19 protein-coding genes, 1 rRNA gene and 1 riboswitch are annotated in these 16512 nt (G+C 42.8%); of the genes, 19 read left to right on the forward strand and 1 reads right to left on the reverse strand.

All coding sequences use genetic code 11. The annotated features are described in order from the left end of the window. Positions 1 to 59: 59 nt before the first annotated feature. The 9 genes from rrf to AC0VYV_RS01750 all read left to right on the forward strand — a co-directional run bounded on the left by rrf (position 60) and on the right by AC0VYV_RS01750 (position 6552). A 5S ribosomal RNA gene (gene rrf / locus AC0VYV_RS01710) occupies positions 60 to 176 on the forward strand. An 803-nt stretch (positions 177 to 979) separates the two neighbouring features. After that, the gene (locus AC0VYV_RS01715; protein ID WP_430242438.1) at positions 980 to 1282 is read left to right on the forward strand and encodes an urease subunit gamma; all 303 of its coding nucleotides are present in this window, start codon (positions 980 to 982) and stop codon (positions 1280 to 1282) included. A 15-nt stretch (positions 1283 to 1297) separates the two neighbouring features. Next, positions 1298 to 1621 (forward strand): urease subunit beta, encoded by a 324-nt coding sequence (locus AC0VYV_RS01720; protein ID WP_430242440.1) that lies wholly within the window; start codon positions 1298 to 1300, stop codon positions 1619 to 1621. Further along, positions 1618 to 3324, forward strand: a complete 1707-nt coding sequence (ureC, locus tag AC0VYV_RS01725; protein ID WP_475374385.1) for an urease subunit alpha — start codon at positions 1618 to 1620, stop codon at positions 3322 to 3324. Before AC0VYV_RS01720 ends, ureC begins: the two co-directional genes overlap by 4 nt. Positions 3325 to 3336: 12 nt before the next feature. Further along, positions 3337 to 3777 carry an urease accessory protein UreE gene (locus tag AC0VYV_RS01730; RefSeq protein WP_475374386.1) on the forward strand — a complete coding sequence of 147 codons (441 nt, stop codon included), beginning with the start codon at positions 3337 to 3339 and terminating at the stop codon, positions 3775 to 3777. Further along, positions 3770 to 4456 (forward strand): urease accessory protein UreF, encoded by a 687-nt coding sequence (locus AC0VYV_RS01735; RefSeq protein ID WP_475374873.1) that lies wholly within the window; start codon positions 3770 to 3772, stop codon positions 4454 to 4456. Before AC0VYV_RS01730 ends, AC0VYV_RS01735 begins: the two co-directional genes overlap by 8 nt. Before the next feature lie 21 nt (positions 4457 to 4477). Then, complete coding sequence (ureG, locus tag AC0VYV_RS01740) at positions 4478 to 5095, forward strand: urease accessory protein UreG (protein ID WP_194222448.1); 618 nt, start codon at positions 4478 to 4480, stop codon at positions 5093 to 5095. Continuing rightward, positions 5092 to 5901: an urease accessory protein UreD gene (locus AC0VYV_RS01745; RefSeq protein ID WP_430242444.1), complete on the forward strand. Its 810-nt coding sequence runs from the start codon at positions 5092 to 5094 to the stop codon at positions 5899 to 5901. Before ureG ends, AC0VYV_RS01745 begins: the two co-directional genes overlap by 4 nt. A gap of 18 nt (positions 5902 to 5919) precedes the next feature. After that, entirely contained in the window at positions 5920 to 6552 is a 633-nt protein-coding gene (locus AC0VYV_RS01750; RefSeq protein ID WP_475366378.1) for a HoxN/HupN/NixA family nickel/cobalt transporter, read from the forward strand. A gap of 54 nt (positions 6553 to 6606) precedes the next feature. On the opposite strand, the gene AC0VYV_RS01755 is transcribed toward AC0VYV_RS01750, so the two are convergent. After that, the gene (locus tag AC0VYV_RS01755) at positions 6607 to 7050 is read right to left on the reverse strand and encodes an Hsp20/alpha crystallin family protein (RefSeq protein WP_194222445.1); all 444 of its coding nucleotides are present in this window, start codon (positions 7048 to 7050) and stop codon (positions 6607 to 6609) included. 235 nt (positions 7051 to 7285) lie between these two features. On the opposite strand from AC0VYV_RS01755, the gene AC0VYV_RS01760 reads away from it, so the two are divergent. From AC0VYV_RS01760 to purF, 10 genes are all read left to right on the forward strand, one after another. Beyond that, the gene (locus tag AC0VYV_RS01760) at positions 7286 to 7813 is read left to right on the forward strand and encodes a DUF2179 domain-containing protein (protein ID WP_194222444.1); all 528 of its coding nucleotides are present in this window, start codon (positions 7286 to 7288) and stop codon (positions 7811 to 7813) included. Between the two features lie 3 nt (positions 7814 to 7816). Continuing rightward, entirely contained in the window at positions 7817 to 8011 is a 195-nt protein-coding gene (locus AC0VYV_RS01765; RefSeq protein ID WP_303533645.1) for an NETI motif-containing protein, read from the forward strand. 78 nt (positions 8012 to 8089) lie between these two features. Beyond that, positions 8090 to 8191, forward strand: a riboswitch (purine riboswitch). A gap of 142 nt (positions 8192 to 8333) precedes the next feature. Beyond that, on the forward strand, positions 8334 to 8819 hold the full coding sequence (gene purE / locus AC0VYV_RS01770) for a 5-(carboxyamino)imidazole ribonucleotide mutase (RefSeq protein WP_430242446.1): 486 nt from the start codon (positions 8334 to 8336) through the stop codon (positions 8817 to 8819). Then, the gene (purK, locus tag AC0VYV_RS01775; RefSeq protein WP_430242448.1) at positions 8816 to 9928 is read left to right on the forward strand and encodes a 5-(carboxyamino)imidazole ribonucleotide synthase; all 1113 of its coding nucleotides are present in this window, start codon (positions 8816 to 8818) and stop codon (positions 9926 to 9928) included. Before purE ends, purK begins: the two co-directional genes overlap by 4 nt. A gap of 25 nt (positions 9929 to 9953) precedes the next feature. Then, positions 9954 to 11246 carry an adenylosuccinate lyase gene (gene purB / locus AC0VYV_RS01780; protein ID WP_194222440.1) on the forward strand — a complete coding sequence of 431 codons (1293 nt, stop codon included), beginning with the start codon at positions 9954 to 9956 and terminating at the stop codon, positions 11244 to 11246. A 22-nt stretch (positions 11247 to 11268) separates the two neighbouring features. After that, on the forward strand, positions 11269 to 11994 hold the full coding sequence (gene purC / locus AC0VYV_RS01785; protein WP_194222439.1) for a phosphoribosylaminoimidazolesuccinocarboxamide synthase: 726 nt from the start codon (positions 11269 to 11271) through the stop codon (positions 11992 to 11994). Next, positions 11982 to 12233 carry a phosphoribosylformylglycinamidine synthase subunit PurS gene (gene purS / locus AC0VYV_RS01790; RefSeq protein ID WP_098446125.1) on the forward strand — a complete coding sequence of 84 codons (252 nt, stop codon included), beginning with the start codon at positions 11982 to 11984 and terminating at the stop codon, positions 12231 to 12233. Before purC ends, purS begins: the two co-directional genes overlap by 13 nt. Then, positions 12230 to 12913: a phosphoribosylformylglycinamidine synthase subunit PurQ gene (gene purQ / locus AC0VYV_RS01795; protein ID WP_475373211.1), complete on the forward strand. Its 684-nt coding sequence runs from the start codon at positions 12230 to 12232 to the stop codon at positions 12911 to 12913. Before purS ends, purQ begins: the two co-directional genes overlap by 4 nt. Further along, entirely contained in the window at positions 12897 to 15122 is a 2226-nt protein-coding gene (gene purL / locus AC0VYV_RS01800; RefSeq protein ID WP_475373212.1) for a phosphoribosylformylglycinamidine synthase subunit PurL, read from the forward strand. The genes purQ and purL overlap by 17 nt, the downstream gene beginning before the upstream one ends. Then, the gene (gene purF, locus AC0VYV_RS01805; RefSeq protein ID WP_475374387.1) at positions 15098 to 16510 is read left to right on the forward strand and encodes an amidophosphoribosyltransferase; all 1413 of its coding nucleotides are present in this window, start codon (positions 15098 to 15100) and stop codon (positions 16508 to 16510) included. Before purL ends, purF begins: the two co-directional genes overlap by 25 nt. The last annotated feature ends 2 nt before the right edge of the window (positions 16511 to 16512 follow it).

Raw genomic sequence — 16512 nt, forward strand, 5'->3', positions numbered from 1 at the left:
AGTTCGATTAAGTGCCACCTCGTCCTGTGGTGAACACCGAACGGCTAACATCCTGTTAGTCTAGTGATGATGGCGAAGAGGTCACACCCGTTCCCATGCCGAACACGGAAGTTAAGCTCTTCAGCGCCGATGGTAGTTGGGGGATCTCCTCCTGCAAGAGTAGGACGTCGCTGGGCACAAGATGAAAGGCGAGAGACCTGAGGGTTTCTCGTTTTTTTTGTATCTATAAAGTGAAGAAAACTCGCAAGAGAAAAAAGCTTCATGTGAGACAATCAAAACTTCTTCGAAAGCTACGTAGGGGTGGGAGAAGCAAGAAATTCGAGGAAGCAAGCGATGTCAGACCGGAGTGGATATTCGAGAGATCCATGAGGATCTGGCATCGCGCAGCTGACGAAGAAGTTCGCCGCTTATCGCGCCCCGTATGAGAACACGGAAGTTAAGCTCGAGCGCCGATGGTAGTTGGAGGATCTCCTCCTGCAAGAGTAGGACGTCGCTGGGCACAAGATGAAAGGCGAGAGACCTGAGGGTTTCTCGCTTTTTTTGTATGGTTTTTACGTTCGCGGAATTAATCTCAAATTCGCGGAATTATCATTCATTTCTAAGTTATTCACCTGATTCATTCACCATCCCCGTATTAAAAGTCCTGCATCTCCATAAAACTAAATTAACACTTGAAAATTTAGCGAGTAATATTTCATAAGTAGGATGATGGGAGAAGCGAATTGCTTCTTCTTTTTTTGTTGATCTTGCTGATTGTCAGTTAATCTAACATATTATTTTTAAATGGATTCATATAGAACATAAAAATTGTATGCGTTACCAAAACCTTATATGTTAAGGATTTTAGGTAGAAGGAATGCTTAACTTAAAATAAGACTTCAATATAAAAATAATCTAAACATATTTTTTAACTTACTATTTTATGTATAATATGAATTATCTTAATTTTCTGTTTCTATGTGCGGGAGGAGAACTTTCATTGAAGCTAATGGCGAGAGAACAAGAAAAATTGATGATCGTTGTGGCGGCAGATTTGGCGAGAAGAAGACAGGGGCGAGGGTTAAAGCTCAATTATCCGGAAGCTATTGCGATTATTACATATGAAGTACTTGAAGGGGCGAGAGATGGGAAGAGCGTCGCAGAATTGATGCAGTATGGAAGAACGATTTTAGCAAGAGAAGATGTAATGGAAGGTGTCCCAGAAATGGTCACAGATATTCAGGTAGAAGCTACTTTTCAAGATGGAACAAAATTAGTAACCGTTCACGATCCAATTATATGAAAGGGGTTCTGAGCATTGATTCCAGGTGAATATAAGTTAAGATCTTCTTCTGTTAGTTGTAATGTTGGGAAAGAATCAATCGAAATTGAAGTAACCAATATTGGCGATCGACCAGTGCAAATTGGATCTCATTTTCATTTCTATGAGGTAAATGAAGCTTTAAAGTTTGAACGTGACCTTGCTTTTGGGATGCATTTAAATATTGCTGCAGGTACTGCTGTCCGCTTTGAACCAGGTGACGCTAAAGAAGTCACGCTAGTCGCGTTTTCAGGTGATCGAAAGGTGTTTGGACTAAATAATAAAACAAACGGTTCGTTAGATAGAGAGGTAGATCAATGAGTTTTGAACTTTCAAGAAAAGCCTATTCTGATATGTTTGGTCCGACGGTTGGGGATCAAGTTCGGTTAGCAGATACAGAATTGTTTGTTGAAGTAGAACGAGATGAAACCTCTTATGGTGATGAAGTGAAATTTGGTGGAGGCAAGGTGATTCGCGATGGAATGGGTCAACATCCACTTGCTACGAGAGGCGAATCTGTAGACCTTGTTGTAACGAATGCGTTGATCATTGATTATACGGGGATCTATAAAGCGGATATCGGTGTGAAGGATGGTCGTATTGCTTCAATTGGAAAGGCAGGTAACCCTTATTTGATGGACAGCATTGATATAGTGATTGGTGCTTGTACAGAGGTTATTGCCGCAGAAGGAATGATCGTAACAGCAGGTGGAATTGATTCTCATATACATTTTATATGTCCACAATTAATCGATACCGCGATCGAGTCTGGAATTACGACGATGCTTGGAGGAGGGACAGGTCCAGCGACTGGGACAAATGCGACAACTTGTACTCCAGGGGAGTGGAACATTCACCGGATGCTTGAGGCAGCAGAATCTTTCCCTGTTAATCTTGGGTTTTTGGGCAAAGGGAATGCCTCAGGTGAAGAAGCTTTACGCGAACAAATAGAAGCGGGTGCGATAGGCTTGAAGCTTCATGAGGACTGGGGAACGACTGCTGCTTCCATTGACACGGCATTAACCGTGGCGGATGAATATGATATTCAGGTCGCGATTCATACCGATACATTAAATGAGGGTGGTTTTGTAGAAGATACCTTAAACGCAATTGATGGCCGCGTCATTCATACTTACCATACAGAAGGCGCAGGCGGGGGGCATGCCCCGGATATTATTAAGGCCGCTTCTTATGAGCATATCCTTCCATCCTCGACGAATCCTACTAGACCATTTACAACAAATACAATTGCGGAGCATCTTGATATGTTGATGGTTTGCCATCATCTTGATTCTTCCGTACCGGAGGATGTGGCATTCGCTGACTCAAGGATTCGAAAAGAAACCATTGCTGCAGAAGATATTTTGCATGATATGGGTGTCTTCAGCATTATTAGTTCAGATTCACAGGCAATGGGACGAGTTGGAGAAGTGATTTCAAGAACGTGGCAAACGGCGGATAAAATGAAAAAGCAACGTGGGGCATTACCAAAGGGTTCAGAAAACGATAATGAGCGGGTGAAACGTTATATTTCGAAATACACGATAAATCCGGCCATTGCCCATGGTATATCAGACGAGGTGGGGTCCATAGAAGTAGGGAAACTAGCGGACTTTGTTCTATGGAAACCTGGTTTTTTCGGAGTAAAGCCCGAACAGATCGTGAAAGGGGGGATGATTGCTTGGAGTGTAATGGGGGATCCAAATGCATCAATTCCTACTCCTCAACCAGCTCTCTATAGGCCGATGTTTGGCCGATACGGGAAAGCGAAATTTAGAACCTCGATTACCTTTTTATCACAATCGGCTATTGAAAAAGGTGTTCATAACCAGCTTTCGCTGCAGAAAATCATTCGTCCTGTTCAGAATATTCGTAAGCTAAAAAAGAAAGACATGAAGTACAACGGTGAGACTCCTGATATTCAGGTGGATCCACAAACGTATGAAGTCGTGGTGGATGGTGAGCTAGTTACGTGCGAACCGGCAACGAGCGTACCGCTTGCACAAAGATACTTTTTATTTTGAGGTGGTAAACAGATGATCATTAGTGAGATAAAAGGAAACATTCGTGACGAAAAGGATACGCTACCGCATGTAGAAAGAGTTTATCTTCGAAGTGATGAACTTGTGAAACGAATTCAGCGAGTAAAGACCGATCACGGAAAAGAGCTTGGGATTAAACTATCTAAGCCAAAAGATTTAGTCGATGGTGATATTCTGTATCGTGCAGATGACAATATGATTATTGTCAGTGTGTTGGAAGATGAAGTGATCGTCATTTATCCTAATTCTTTGAAACAAATGGGAGAAGTCGCTCATATGCTAGGCAATCGCCATTTGCCAGCACAATTTGAAGGAGATGAGATGATTGTGCAGCATGATTATCTAGTTATTCAGTTGCTAACAGAATTAAATATCTCTCATGTGCTTGAAAAACGAAAAATGAAAGAAGCTTTTAAATATATTGGACATGACTAATGCGCTCTTACCGATCCTTCAATTAAGTGATTCTCAGTTTCCGTCGGGGGCCTTTTCGCATTCGTTTGGAATAGAAACATATATTGCAAATGGCACCATTCATGACTCTTCTTCATTTCAACATGTTCTTGAGCTTTTTCTAATGAATCAGCTAGTTTATACGGATGGACTTGCCTGTCGGTTTGCGTATGAAGCCTTAGAAGTGGATGACACGGATCGTCTATGGGAGCTGGATCAATCATTGTATGCGTTGGGGATGGCTAGGGAGACCCGAGAAGGGAATAGAAGAATTGGGAATCGCTTAGTTAAGGTAGTTTCCACACTTTATCCGAACGCGATATTTAATCAGTATATCGTTGCAATGAAGGAGAAAAAGGTGTACGGCCATGGGGCACTGGTATTTGCGATTGTATGTTATCACCTTGGTATTGATGTTGAAAGTGCGGTTTCATGCTACGGATTTGCAACTGCTTCGTCACTCGTTCAAAACGCGGTTCGAGGCGTCCCGCTTGGTCAAACAGAAGGACAGCAAATTCTAGTTTCAATTCAGCCACTTTTAACAGATTGTGTGAAGCAGATTATGTCTCTTGAAGACAGGGACTTTGGAATTGGCGCTCCTGGCCTTGAAATTGCACAAATGAAGCATGAGGCGATCAATGTTCGTCTATTTATGAGTTAATGAAGAAAGGATGATTGAAAAATGAGTGAACCCATACGAATAGGAATTGGCGGACCAGTTGGCGCTGGCAAAACACTATTAGTGGATCGCTTAACAAGAGCGATGAATAACGAATTTAGTATGGCTGTCATCACAAATGATATTTATACGAAGGAAGATGCGATGTTTTTGAATAAGAACGGGATTTTGCCTTCTGACCGCATCATCGGCGTAGAAACAGGAGGATGTCCGCATACGGCGATTCGAGAAGATGCATCGATGAACTTTGCTGCTATTGATGAATTGAATGAACGTCATGAAGATCTTGATCTTATTTTTGTTGAAAGTGGTGGCGATAATCTAGCTGCAACTTTCAGTCCTGAGCTTGTTGATTTTTCGATTTATATTATAGATGTGGCGCAGGGAGAGAAAATCCCCCGTAAAGGCGGTCAGGGGATGATTAAGTCGGATTTATTTATTATTAATAAAACGGATCTTGCTCCTTATGTTGGCGCCAATCTTGATATCATGCGAGAGGATACGTTGAAATCAAGAGGAGATCGTCCATTTTTCTTTACTAACTTAAAGGATGAAACTGGCGTTAGTGATGTTGTACAGTGGATTAAGGAGCAGGCGTTTTTTGTAGGACTTGAGCAGTGACATATACAGGTTATCTGAAGTTAGAAGCATCTGATCGATATGGGAAATCCGTGCTTTCGGATGCTTACTATAACGGTGTTTTTAAGATTTCACGCCCTACTTACAATGAGGAAGGACTTCCTCTGTTGCAAATGATTCATGTAGGTGGAGGATATGTAGACGGTGACACGTATTATACGGAAATTCTTGTGAAGGAGAAGGCTCGGTTAGCTGTTACAACGCAGGCTTCCACTAAGGTTTACAAAACACCAAATAAGCAAGTTATACAAAAAGCGTTCTATAAATTAGAAGAGCATAGTGAATTACATATGAAGCTGGATCCGCTCATTGCTTATCGAGATGCTCGCTTTACGCAGGAAACAGAAGTACACATGGATGAAAGTGCTGTTTTCTTTTTGACAGACATTGTAACGCCGGGATGGTCAAAGGATGGCGTCCTCTTTCCTTATGAGTGTGTAACCTCTAAGGTGAAAATCTATCAGAATAAGAATCTCAAAGTATATGATCATTTACGGTTGAAGCCTGAAGAAGATATGAAGAGGTTGCTTCAGTTAGAGGGGAACACCCATATCGGTTCATTGTACTTTATTCATCCGAACGTAACAGGAGAGTGGATAGAGAAGTTAAGAGAGTACCTTGCTTCGTTCGGTGATACTCATTTCGGAATATCGTTGTTGCAGGTTCCGGGGTGCTGTTTCCGAATTCTTGCGAAGCGAACGGCACATATTGAGACGGTTTTTGCTGCTATCGAAACGTTTATTCATAACACCATTTACAAGAGGAGTGCGATATCCTGGCGGAAGTAGTGTATACAGGAGGAAAAAATGGACGCTAGTTTATTATCAATTTTAGTTATTGGATTTCTACTTGGAATCAAACATGCTATTGAACCAGATCATGTAATAGCCGTATCGACCATTGCGAGTAAAACGCGTAGTTTGTGGAAATCTTCATTAGCTGGAGTGTATTGGGGGATTGGACATACCACCACGCTTTTCCTAGTAGGAATCCTTCTATTTCTCTTCAATACGACGATAACAGATACATGGGCGATGTTGCTTGAGATGATTGTTGGATTTATGCTCGTATTTCTAGGGATAAAAGCCTTACGTACAAAAACGGAAAGTACAGGATTGAAAGGAAACCATACATACGTACAGTCTGGAGTGATCGGGTTTATCCATGGATTAGCTGGAAGTGCCGCGATGATTTTGTTAACGATGAGTACGGTTGAAACGATGTTTCAAGGAGCTATCTATATACTAGTGTTTGGTGTAGGGACATGTGTTGGTATGCTCGGGTTTACAACCATTCTTGGACTTCCGTTCGTCGCAACGAGGAAGCAGTTAAAGCTCAACCATCGATTAACTCAAGTGACTGGGATTCTCTCAGTCGGGTTTGGATTCTATTATATTTATCGTATTGGTATAACTGATGGATTATTTAGCTTCTTATAAAGTGATTCATAATAAACAGAGACGATCGATATCGCTTATCGATCGTCTCTGTTTTTAGGTTTCATCTGATTCTACGTCTTTAATCTTTAATCGTTTTTTCTCTTCCTTCGATTCAATAAGTCGGTGAAGATGAATTAAGAGTATGCCCCTACTGTAACTCGCATCAATCGGTTTTTCACGAACGGGGAATGGTAACTCAACGATGCGTTCGAAGGGACCGTGCTTATATTCTTCCTGAACATTACGATAACCTTTAAGGTTCATCGCTGTTTGGCCTTTTACCTTAAGTGTCCGATAATGGATATACACGTCAACATCATCAATTTTCTTAATGCCAGGAAGATAAACTGTGCAGATGAGTTCGTTTCCAGCTTCATAGAGATTAACAAGAGGTCCATTTGATACGAACATATCCTGAAAATCCGTCCAAAAATCATCTCCCATAAATTTATTCATTTTATTGCGCCAGTCATACATCTGTCCCCAATGGTCTCCCATGAGGTCACCTCCTGGGCTTTTTGCCAGTATATGCACCGAGAAGTGGAATGTTAAAAGAACGTACTGCTGGTTTAAACCCTTTTGAGAAGTGAATGGGAAAGATATAGGGGAAGTTTGGAAAAAATAGTCGAAAATTATTAGTCTAATTCGATAAATATCGCATGCGGTTTCAGGTTTCCTCGTGTTATGCTAGGGAAAGTTCGAGTTTGAACGATAAGGGAAAAGGAGGATGGACATGCTGGATACAGGTCTTGGCATGGTTTTGACCATTTTTGTTATTAATATCTTTTATGTATCGTTTCTCACGATGCGTACGATACTTACACTTAAAGGTCAGCGATACCTTGCAGCTGTTACAGGAACAATTGAGATTGCGATATATGTTGTAGGGCTTGGTCTCGTCCTCGATAATCTAGGGCAAATTCAAAACGTTATTGCATACGCCCTTGGTTTTGGTGTAGGAATTATCGTTGGGATGAAGATTGAAGAATACCTTGCGCTTGGTTATATTACAGTGAATGCCATCACAACAAAGCTAGAAGATGATATTCCCAATAAATTAAGAGATGTCGGTTACGGTGTTACACATTATCTTGCGCACGGGCGTCAGGGAGAACGTCTTGTCATGCAAGTTCTAACATCGCGTAAATCGGAGCGTAAGCTTTATCAGGCTATTGAGGAACTTGATCCTAAAGCCTTCGTTATCTCTTATGAGCCCCGTACCTTCCAGGGTGGATTCTGGGTTAGAAAAATTCGGAGGTAATGTATGGAAAAGAAAGCGAAGAAAAAGAAGTTTGAAGTTAAAGAAAATGAATCACTTTCTGACTGCTTAAAACGAATGGACGATGAAGGATACATGCCCGTAAGACGCCGGGAAGAACCAGTCTTTAAAGAAGGTAAGGGTTCTAAAGAACCTGAGCTATGCGGTCAGAAAATTGTTTTTGAAGGAAAGTTAAAGTAAAAACCGAACATTAGACTAAATATAAAACGCATCGTTCGATTTTCGTTGACAGTTGAACGTCGCTCTTGTTACTATGTAAGAGGAGCAAAAAGGATACCTCATATAATTTTGGGAATAAGGCCCATAAGTTTCTACCTGACGACCATGAATCGTCGGACTATGAGGGGGAAAGTCGTGTTTTGCATATGCGCAGAACAGGATGGATGTGTTTTCGCCCGAGGTAGAAGCTTCTTCTAAGTAAATAGAAGAATTCTATCTCGGGCTTTTCTGTTATTTTCACACTATTTCGATTAATTAGCACCTTCATTTAAGGAGGAATAGCATGAACACAAAAGTTGGCGTCATCATGGGGAGCACTTCGGATTGGGATACGATGAAGCATGCCTGTGACATACTAGAGGAGCTTCAAGTGCCATTTGAGAAAAAAGTTGTTTCGGCTCATAGAACGCCGGAATTGATGTTTGAATATGCAGAATCAGCAAGAGAACGCGGTTTGAACGTCATTATTGCGGGAGCAGGTGGTGCCGCTCATTTACCAGGGATGGTCGCTGCTAAAACGACACTGCCAGTCATCGGCGTACCTGTACAATCGCGGACGTTAAATGGATTAGATTCGCTTCTATCAATCGTGCAAATGCCAGGTGGCGTGCCTGTTGCGACAGTTGCGATTGGAAAAGCGGGAGCGAAAAATGCAGGACTACTTGCTGCGCAAATACTAAGTACAGCTGATGAAACGATCGAGAAGAAGCTTAGCGACTATCGAAATCTGATGAAAGAAACAGTACTCGAAAGTAGTGACAGCTTATGAGGAAAACCATTTTACCCGGTAGCACAATTGGGATTCTAGGCGGTGGACAATTAGGAAGAATGATGGCGTTAAAGGCAAGAGAGATGGGCTATCAAATCGCCGTTCTCGAACCGAAAAAAGATTCTCCCTGTGGCCAGGTGTCTGATCATGAAGTGGTTAGTGGATATGATGATTTGGATGGCGCTCGTAAGCTAGCTGATTTAAGTGATGTGATCACTTATGAATTTGAAAATATTACACACGATACTGCAAAGTGGTTGGAAGAAAATGCGTATATGCCTCAAGGTGGAGAATTGCTTCGCGTAACGCAGGATCGCTATGTTGAGAAGACAGCGATTCAGAAGTCGGGACTTCAAGTAGCACCTTTTGAAGCAGTCGATTCTCATCAAGATCTCAAGGGTGCGCTCGAGAAGATCGGTCTCCCTTCAGTCCTTAAAACACGTACTGGTGGTTACGATGGAAAAGGCCAGTGGGTTTTAAAAACAGAAAAAGATGTTGAAGCTCTCTCTTTTCCTAATGTACCTTGCATTCTGGAGAGTTGGGTACCGTTTCAAAAAGAATTGTCAGTGATTGTGACACGCAGCGTAACTGGGGAAACAACGACGTTCCCTGTAGGTGAGAACGTTCATGTGAACAACATTCTTCATCAAACCATCGTTCCAGCTCGAGTAGACGAAGCGGTCATAACGAAAGCGGATGAGGTCGGAAAGAAGATTGCAAATACCCTACAGCTTGTCGGTACACTTGCAGTTGAGCTGTTTCTTAAAGATAATGAGATTTATGTAAATGAGCTTGCACCACGACCACATAATTCTGGCCATTATACGATGGAGGCATGTGAGACTTCGCAATTTGAACAGCATATTCGAGCAATATGTGGACTACCACTTGGAAGCACTGAACTTCTAAAGCCGGTTGTCATGGGGAATTTGCTCGGTCAGCACATCACACCGCTAATGGACAGTATAGAAGAGCTCGGTGATGCAAAGCTTCATTTATATGGGAAAGACGAAGCAAAGCCTAATCGGAAGATGGGACACATTAACTTTCTTGCACCTTCAACAGAAGAAGCAATTAAGCGAATGAACTCATGGAAGTTATGGCAGTAAAGACAAGAGACCAGGAGGACTTACAATGATTGAACGTTATACCCGCCCCGAGATGGGAGCTATTTGGACAGAAGAAAACCGCTATAACGCGTGGCTTGAAGTCGAGATCCTAGCATGCGAAGCGTGGGCAGAACTTGGCATTATCCCAAAAGAAGATGTACAAAAGATCCGTGAAAATGCCGGGTTCAATGTCGATCGCATTCACGAAATTGAAGAGGAAACGCGCCATGATGTTGTGGCATTCACAAGAGCGGTATCTGAAACGCTTGGAGAAGAACGGAAATGGGTTCACTACGGTTTAACATCAACGGATGTCGTTGATACAGCACTGTCTTATCAGTTGAATCAAGCGAACGACCTTCTGATTAAAGACATTGAGAAGTTCATTGAAGTCCTAAAGGCTAAAGCGCAGGAACATAAATACACTGTCATGATGGGAAGAACGCACGGTGTTCACGCAGAACCAACAACATTTGGTCTGAAATTGGCGCTATGGTATGAAGAAATGAAGCGTAACCTTGAACGATTCAAAACAGCTTCAGATAACGTTCGTTTCGGCAAACTATCTGGTGCAGTTGGAACATATGCCAACATCGATCCATTTATCGAGCAGTATGTTTGTGAAAAGCTTGGCTTACAACCAGCACCGATTTCAACCCAAACGCTTCAGCGCGATCGTCATGCTCATTACATGTCGGCTCTAGCACTTGTGGCAACATCCATTGAAAAGTTTGCTGTTGAAATTCGTGGTCTACAAAAGAGCGAAACGCGTGAAGTAGAGGAGTTTTTCGCAAAAGGACAAAAAGGGTCATCCGCAATGCCGCATAAGCGTAACCCGATTGGTTCTGAAAACATGACTGGCATGGCGCGTGTGATTCGTGGCTATATGACGACAGCTTACGAGAACGTTGCTCTTTGGCACGAACGTGATATTTCTCACTCATCAGCAGAACGCGTTATTCTTCCGGATGCAACGATTGCGCTCAACTATATGCTGAATCGTTTTGCAGGAATTGTTTCGAAACTAACGGTCTTCCCTGAGAACATGAAGCGCAACATGACAAGAACATACGGCTTGATTTACAGCCAGCGCGTTCTTCTTTCTCTTATTGATAAAGGCATGGCACGTGAAGCTGCCTATGATCTTGTTCAACCAAAAGCAATGGATGCTTGGGAAAGAGGCATTCAATTTAGAGAGCTTGTTGAAGCTGACCCTAAGATTACAGATCAGCTGAGTGAAGCAGAAATTGAAGATTGCTTTGACTACAATTACCACCTAAAGCCGGTGGATATGATTTTTGAACGTCTCGGACTTTAATTAAGCATCGGAGGGGATCACCATGGAAAAGCAAACATTGTTGTACGAAGGAAAAGCGAAGAGAATTTATGCAACAGATGAAGCGGAGGTTGTCTGGGTCGAGTATAAAGACTCAGCAACCGCTTATAACGGGGAGAAGAAAGCAACAATTACAGGCAAAGGTCGCCTGAACAATGAAATTACAAGCCTGCTCTTTGATTATTTAAAAAGTGCTGGAATCCAAAGTCATTTTATTGAAAAGCTTTCTTCTACTGAACAGCTTGTGAAACGCGTTTCGATCATTCCACTCGAAGTGGTTGTTCGAAACATCGCAGCTGGGAGCTTTTCCAAACGCACGGGTGTGGAAGAAGGGAAGTTACTAAAACAGCCGATCGTTGAATTTTATTACAAGAATGATGACCTTGGTGATCCTCTTCTTACGCTTGATCATGTGTTAGAACTTGAACTTGCAACAGAAGAAACCGTTCAAGAATTAAAAGAACGCGCGTTAAAGATCAATACGCTATTACGCGAATACTTCCTTGAGCGTGACGTGAAGCTCGTTGATTTTAAATTAGAGTTTGGTGTAACACCGGAAGGCAAGATTATGTTGGCGGATGAAATCTCTCCAGATACTTGCCGCTTATGGGATAGTAAAACGAATGAGAAACTAGATAAAGACGTGTTTCGAAGAGATATTGGAAATTTGACAGAAGCGTACGAACAAATTTTAACTCGCCTGGGGGGCTCCGAATCATGTACAAAGTAAAAGTCTATGTAACGTTAAAAGAAAGTGTTCTAGATCCACAAGGAAGTGCCGTAAAGAATTCATTGCACAGTCTTTCGTATCATGAAGTGGAAGACGTACGGATCGGGAAATACATGGAACTCACAGTGAAAGATACGGAAAACCTTGATCAGCGAATTAAAGAAATTTGCGAAAAGCTTCTTGCGAATACGGTTATTGAAGACTACACCTACGAAATCGAGGAGGGAGTCGCACAGTGAAATTTGCGGTGATTGTGTTCCCGGGTTCTAACTGCGATGTGGATATGTATCACGCCATCAAAGATGAGCTTGGAGAAGAAGCGGTTTATGTCCGGTACGATGAGCAAAATCTAGCAAACTATGATGCGATCCTTCTCCCAGGCGGTTTCTCTTACGGAGATTACCTTCGAAGTGGTGCCATTGCACGCTTTGCACCGATTATGACTGAGGTCGTGAAGGCAGCTGAAGCAGGGAAGCCAATTCTGGGTGTTTGTAATGGATTCCAAATTCTCTTGGAAGCAGGTCTGTTACCAGGAGCAATGAAACGAAACAAGAACTTGAAGTTTATGTGTCGACCGGTTACTCTTCGCGTTCAAAACAATGAAACAATGTTTACTTCAGCTTATGAGAAAGAAGAAGAAATCACGATTCCAATTGCGCATGGTGAAGGAAACTACTATTGCGATGAAGCAACGCTTGCAACACTGCAGCAGGAAAATCGAATTGCGTTTACCTATGCCGATAATCCGAACGGCTCGGTTGAAGATATAGCTGGAATCGTAAACGAAAAGGGCAATGTCCTCGGGATGATGCCTCACCCCGAACGAGCGGTAGATGAGCTATTAGGAAGTGCAGATGGATTAAATCTATTTAAATCGATACTACGTAACTGGAGGGAATCCCATGTCACACATGCATGAACCAACACCTGAGATGATTAAAGACCAAAAGCTCTATAGTCAGATGGGTTTAACAGATGACGAGTTCGGTATGGTGGAAGCGATTCTCGGCCGTACACCGAACTATACGGAGACGGGGCTATTTTCTGTTATGTGGTCGGAGCACTGTAGCTACAAGAATTCAAAGCCAGTGTTAAAAAAATTCCCTGTTACGGGTGAGCGTGTTCTTCAAGGTCCTGGTGAAGGAGCCGGAATCGTTGATATAGGTGATGAACAGGCGGTGGTATTTAAGATTGAAAGCCATAACCACCCGTCAGCTATCGAGCCGTATCAAGGTGCTGCAACAGGAGTTGGCGGCATTATCCGTGATGTCTTTTCGATGGGGGCACGTCCTATTGCCCTTCTTAACTCGCTTCGTTTCGGAGAGCTGAGCAATCCAAAAGTGAAGTATCTTTTTGAGGAAGTTGTAGCCGGAATTGCAGGATACGGAAATTGCATTGGTATTCCAACAGTTGGTGGGGAAGTTCAGTTTGATTCTTCTTACGATGGAAATCCTCTTGTAAATGCGATGTGTGTTGGCTTAATTGATCATAAAAACATTCAGAAAGGGATCGCATCAGGAGCTGGGAACACGGTCATGTACGTTGGCGCGAGCACGGGACGTGACGGGATCCACGGCGCAACCTTCGCATCTGAAGAATTGACAGATGCTTCTGACGAAAAGCGTCCTGCCGTTCAAGTTGGTGACCCATTCATGGAAAAGCTTCTGCTTGAAGCATGCCTTGAACTTGTTTACTGCGAGTCACTTGTCGGTATTCAAGATATGGGAGCAGCTGGACTAACGTCTTCAGCTTCCGAAATGGCGAGTAAGGCAGGCATGGGACTTGAAATGAATCTTGATGAAGTGCCACAGCGTGAAAAAGGAATGACGCCATACGAAATGATGCTTTCTGAATCTCAGGAGCGTATGCTCGTTGTTGTGAAAAAAGGTCATGAAGATGAAATTAAAGCTATAACAGATCGCTGGGGTCTTTTAGCGAAAGAGGTTGGTGTAGTAACGGAAGATAAGCGATTCCGTCTCCTTCATAAAGGAGAAGTCGTTGCGGACGTTCCTGTCGATGCATTAGCAGAGGAAGCACCTGTTTATCACAAACCATCTCGTATCCCAGAATATTATATTGAAAATCAGCAGCTTCATAAGCCAATTCCAAATGTGGAAGACGCGAAGGAAATGCTCTATACCTTGTTAAGTCAGCCGACAATTTCAAGTAAGGAATGGGTTTTTGATCAGTACGACTATATGGTGCGAACAAATACAGTTGTGTCACCTGGGTCAGATGCGGCTGTTGTTCGAGTGCGTGGAACAAACAAAGGGTTAGCGATGACAACGGACTGTAATTCCCGTTATTTATATCTTGATCCTGAAGTAGGCGGTCAAATTGCAGTTGCAGAAGCAGCGCGTAACATTGTCTGCTCGGGTGGCGAGCCACTAGCGATTACAGATTGCTTAAACTTCGGTAACCCTGAGAAGCCAGAGATCTTCTGGCAAATTGAGAAAGCGACAGACGGAATGAGTGAAGCGTGTCGTATGCTGAACTCACCAGTTATTGGTGGGAATGTCTCACTTTATAATGAAACAAACGGCATCGCTGTTTATCCAACACCGGTTGTTGGAATGGTTGGCCTTGTCCACGATCTAAATCATGTGACAACACAAGCCTTTAAAGAAGAAGGAAACTTAATATATATGCTAGGTGAAACGGGAGAAGATTTTGGCGGTAGTGAGCTTCAAAAGTATCTTGATGGTAAGATCTCAGGTCAAGCTCCTACACTTAATCTTGAAATTGAAAAAGAACGTCAAAACCAACTTCTAACTGCGATTCAAGACGGACTTGTTGAATCAGCTCACGACCTCGCAGAAGGTGGCCTTAGTGTTGCACTTGCGGAATCGCTCATTGGAACAGAATTTGGTGCTAATGTACGGATTGACGGAGATACGACAACAGATCTTTTCAGTGAAACACAATCTCGTTTTCTTGTAACCATCAAGGGGGAACATCAGCAGGCATTTGAGCAGCGTACAGGAGCGAAGTTGATCGGTGAAGTAACCGGTACTGGCGTATTAACGATTATGCACGAAGATGAAACACATATCTTCGATGCTCCGGTTCAAGAGCTTGAAGCAGCCTGGAAAGGAGCTATTCCATGTTTGGTGAAATCAAAGGCTTAAATGAAGAATGTGGCGTATTTGGTATCTGGGGTCACCATGATGCTGCTTCGCTAACGTATTACGGACTGCATAGTTTACAGCATCGTGGTCAGGAGGGAGCGGGCATTGTCACAACTGACGGTGATCGCCTCTATAATCATAAAGGACTTGGATTAGTGAATGATGTGTTCGGACCTGGTGATCTTGATCAGCTTGAAGGCAATGGTGCGATTGGTCACGTGAGATATTCGACAGCTGGTGGAGGCGGGTATGAGAATGTTCAACCTCTTGTTTTCCGCTCTCAGAACGGTGGCCTTGCGCTTGCGCATAACGGAAACCTTGTAAATGCGAATGCTCTTAAGCATCAGCTTGAAGGACAAGGAAGCATTTTTCAGACGACATCAGACACAGAGGTATTGGCTCATCTTATTAAACGAAGCGGCTACTTGAGTCAGCGTGAAAAGGTTAAGAATGCTCTTACAATGGTGAAGGGTGCTTATGCCTTTATTATGATGACAGAGAAAGAAATGATGGTGGCGCTAGATCCACATGGCTTAAGACCACTATCACTTGGTATTTTAGAAGGGGCTTACGTTGTTGCTTCAGAAACGTGTGCGTTTGATTTAATCGGTGCGCAATATATTCGTGACGTACAGCCTGGTGAGCTTTTGATTATTAGTGAGAACGGACTTGAATCAGAGAGGTTCTCGTCTTCAATCTCACGTGCGATTTGCTCAATGGAATACATTTATTTCTCTAGACCGGATAGTAACATTGAGAATATTAACGTTCACACAGCACGTAAAAAGCTTGGTAAGCAACTCGCTAAAGAAGCCCCGATTGAGGCAGATATTGTAACCGGAGTGCCGGACTCAAGTATTTCAGCAGCAATTGGCTATGCGGAAGAATCTGGTATTCCATATGAAATGGGATTAATTAAAAACCGCTATGTTGGCAGAACCTTTATTCAACCTTCTCAAGAGTTGAGAGAACGTGGTGTGAAAATGAAGCTTTCGCCTGTTCGAGGAGTTGTTGAAGGTAAGCGTGTTGTTATTGTCGATGATTCGATTGTACGTGGTACAACTAGCAGACGAATCGTGACGATGCTTCGAGAAGCGGGGGCAAAAGAAGTTCACGTTCGAATCAGTGCGCCACCAATTATTAGCCCATGCTACTACGGCATTGATACATCCAATTCGGGTGAATTAATAGCGGCGAAGATGAGTGTAGATGAGATGTGTGAAGAAATTGGAGCCGATTCACTGACGTTTCTGACAACGGATGGGATGACTACAGCGATTGGAAGAGAAGAAGACGGCTCGTCGTGCGGTCAATGCCTTGGCTGCTTTACAGGAAATTATCCGACTGAAATTTATCCTGATACCGTACATCCTTACGAAAAAGTCTAACT

This window comes from Anaerobacillus sp. QJM3NY_17, from assembly GCF_056173665.1.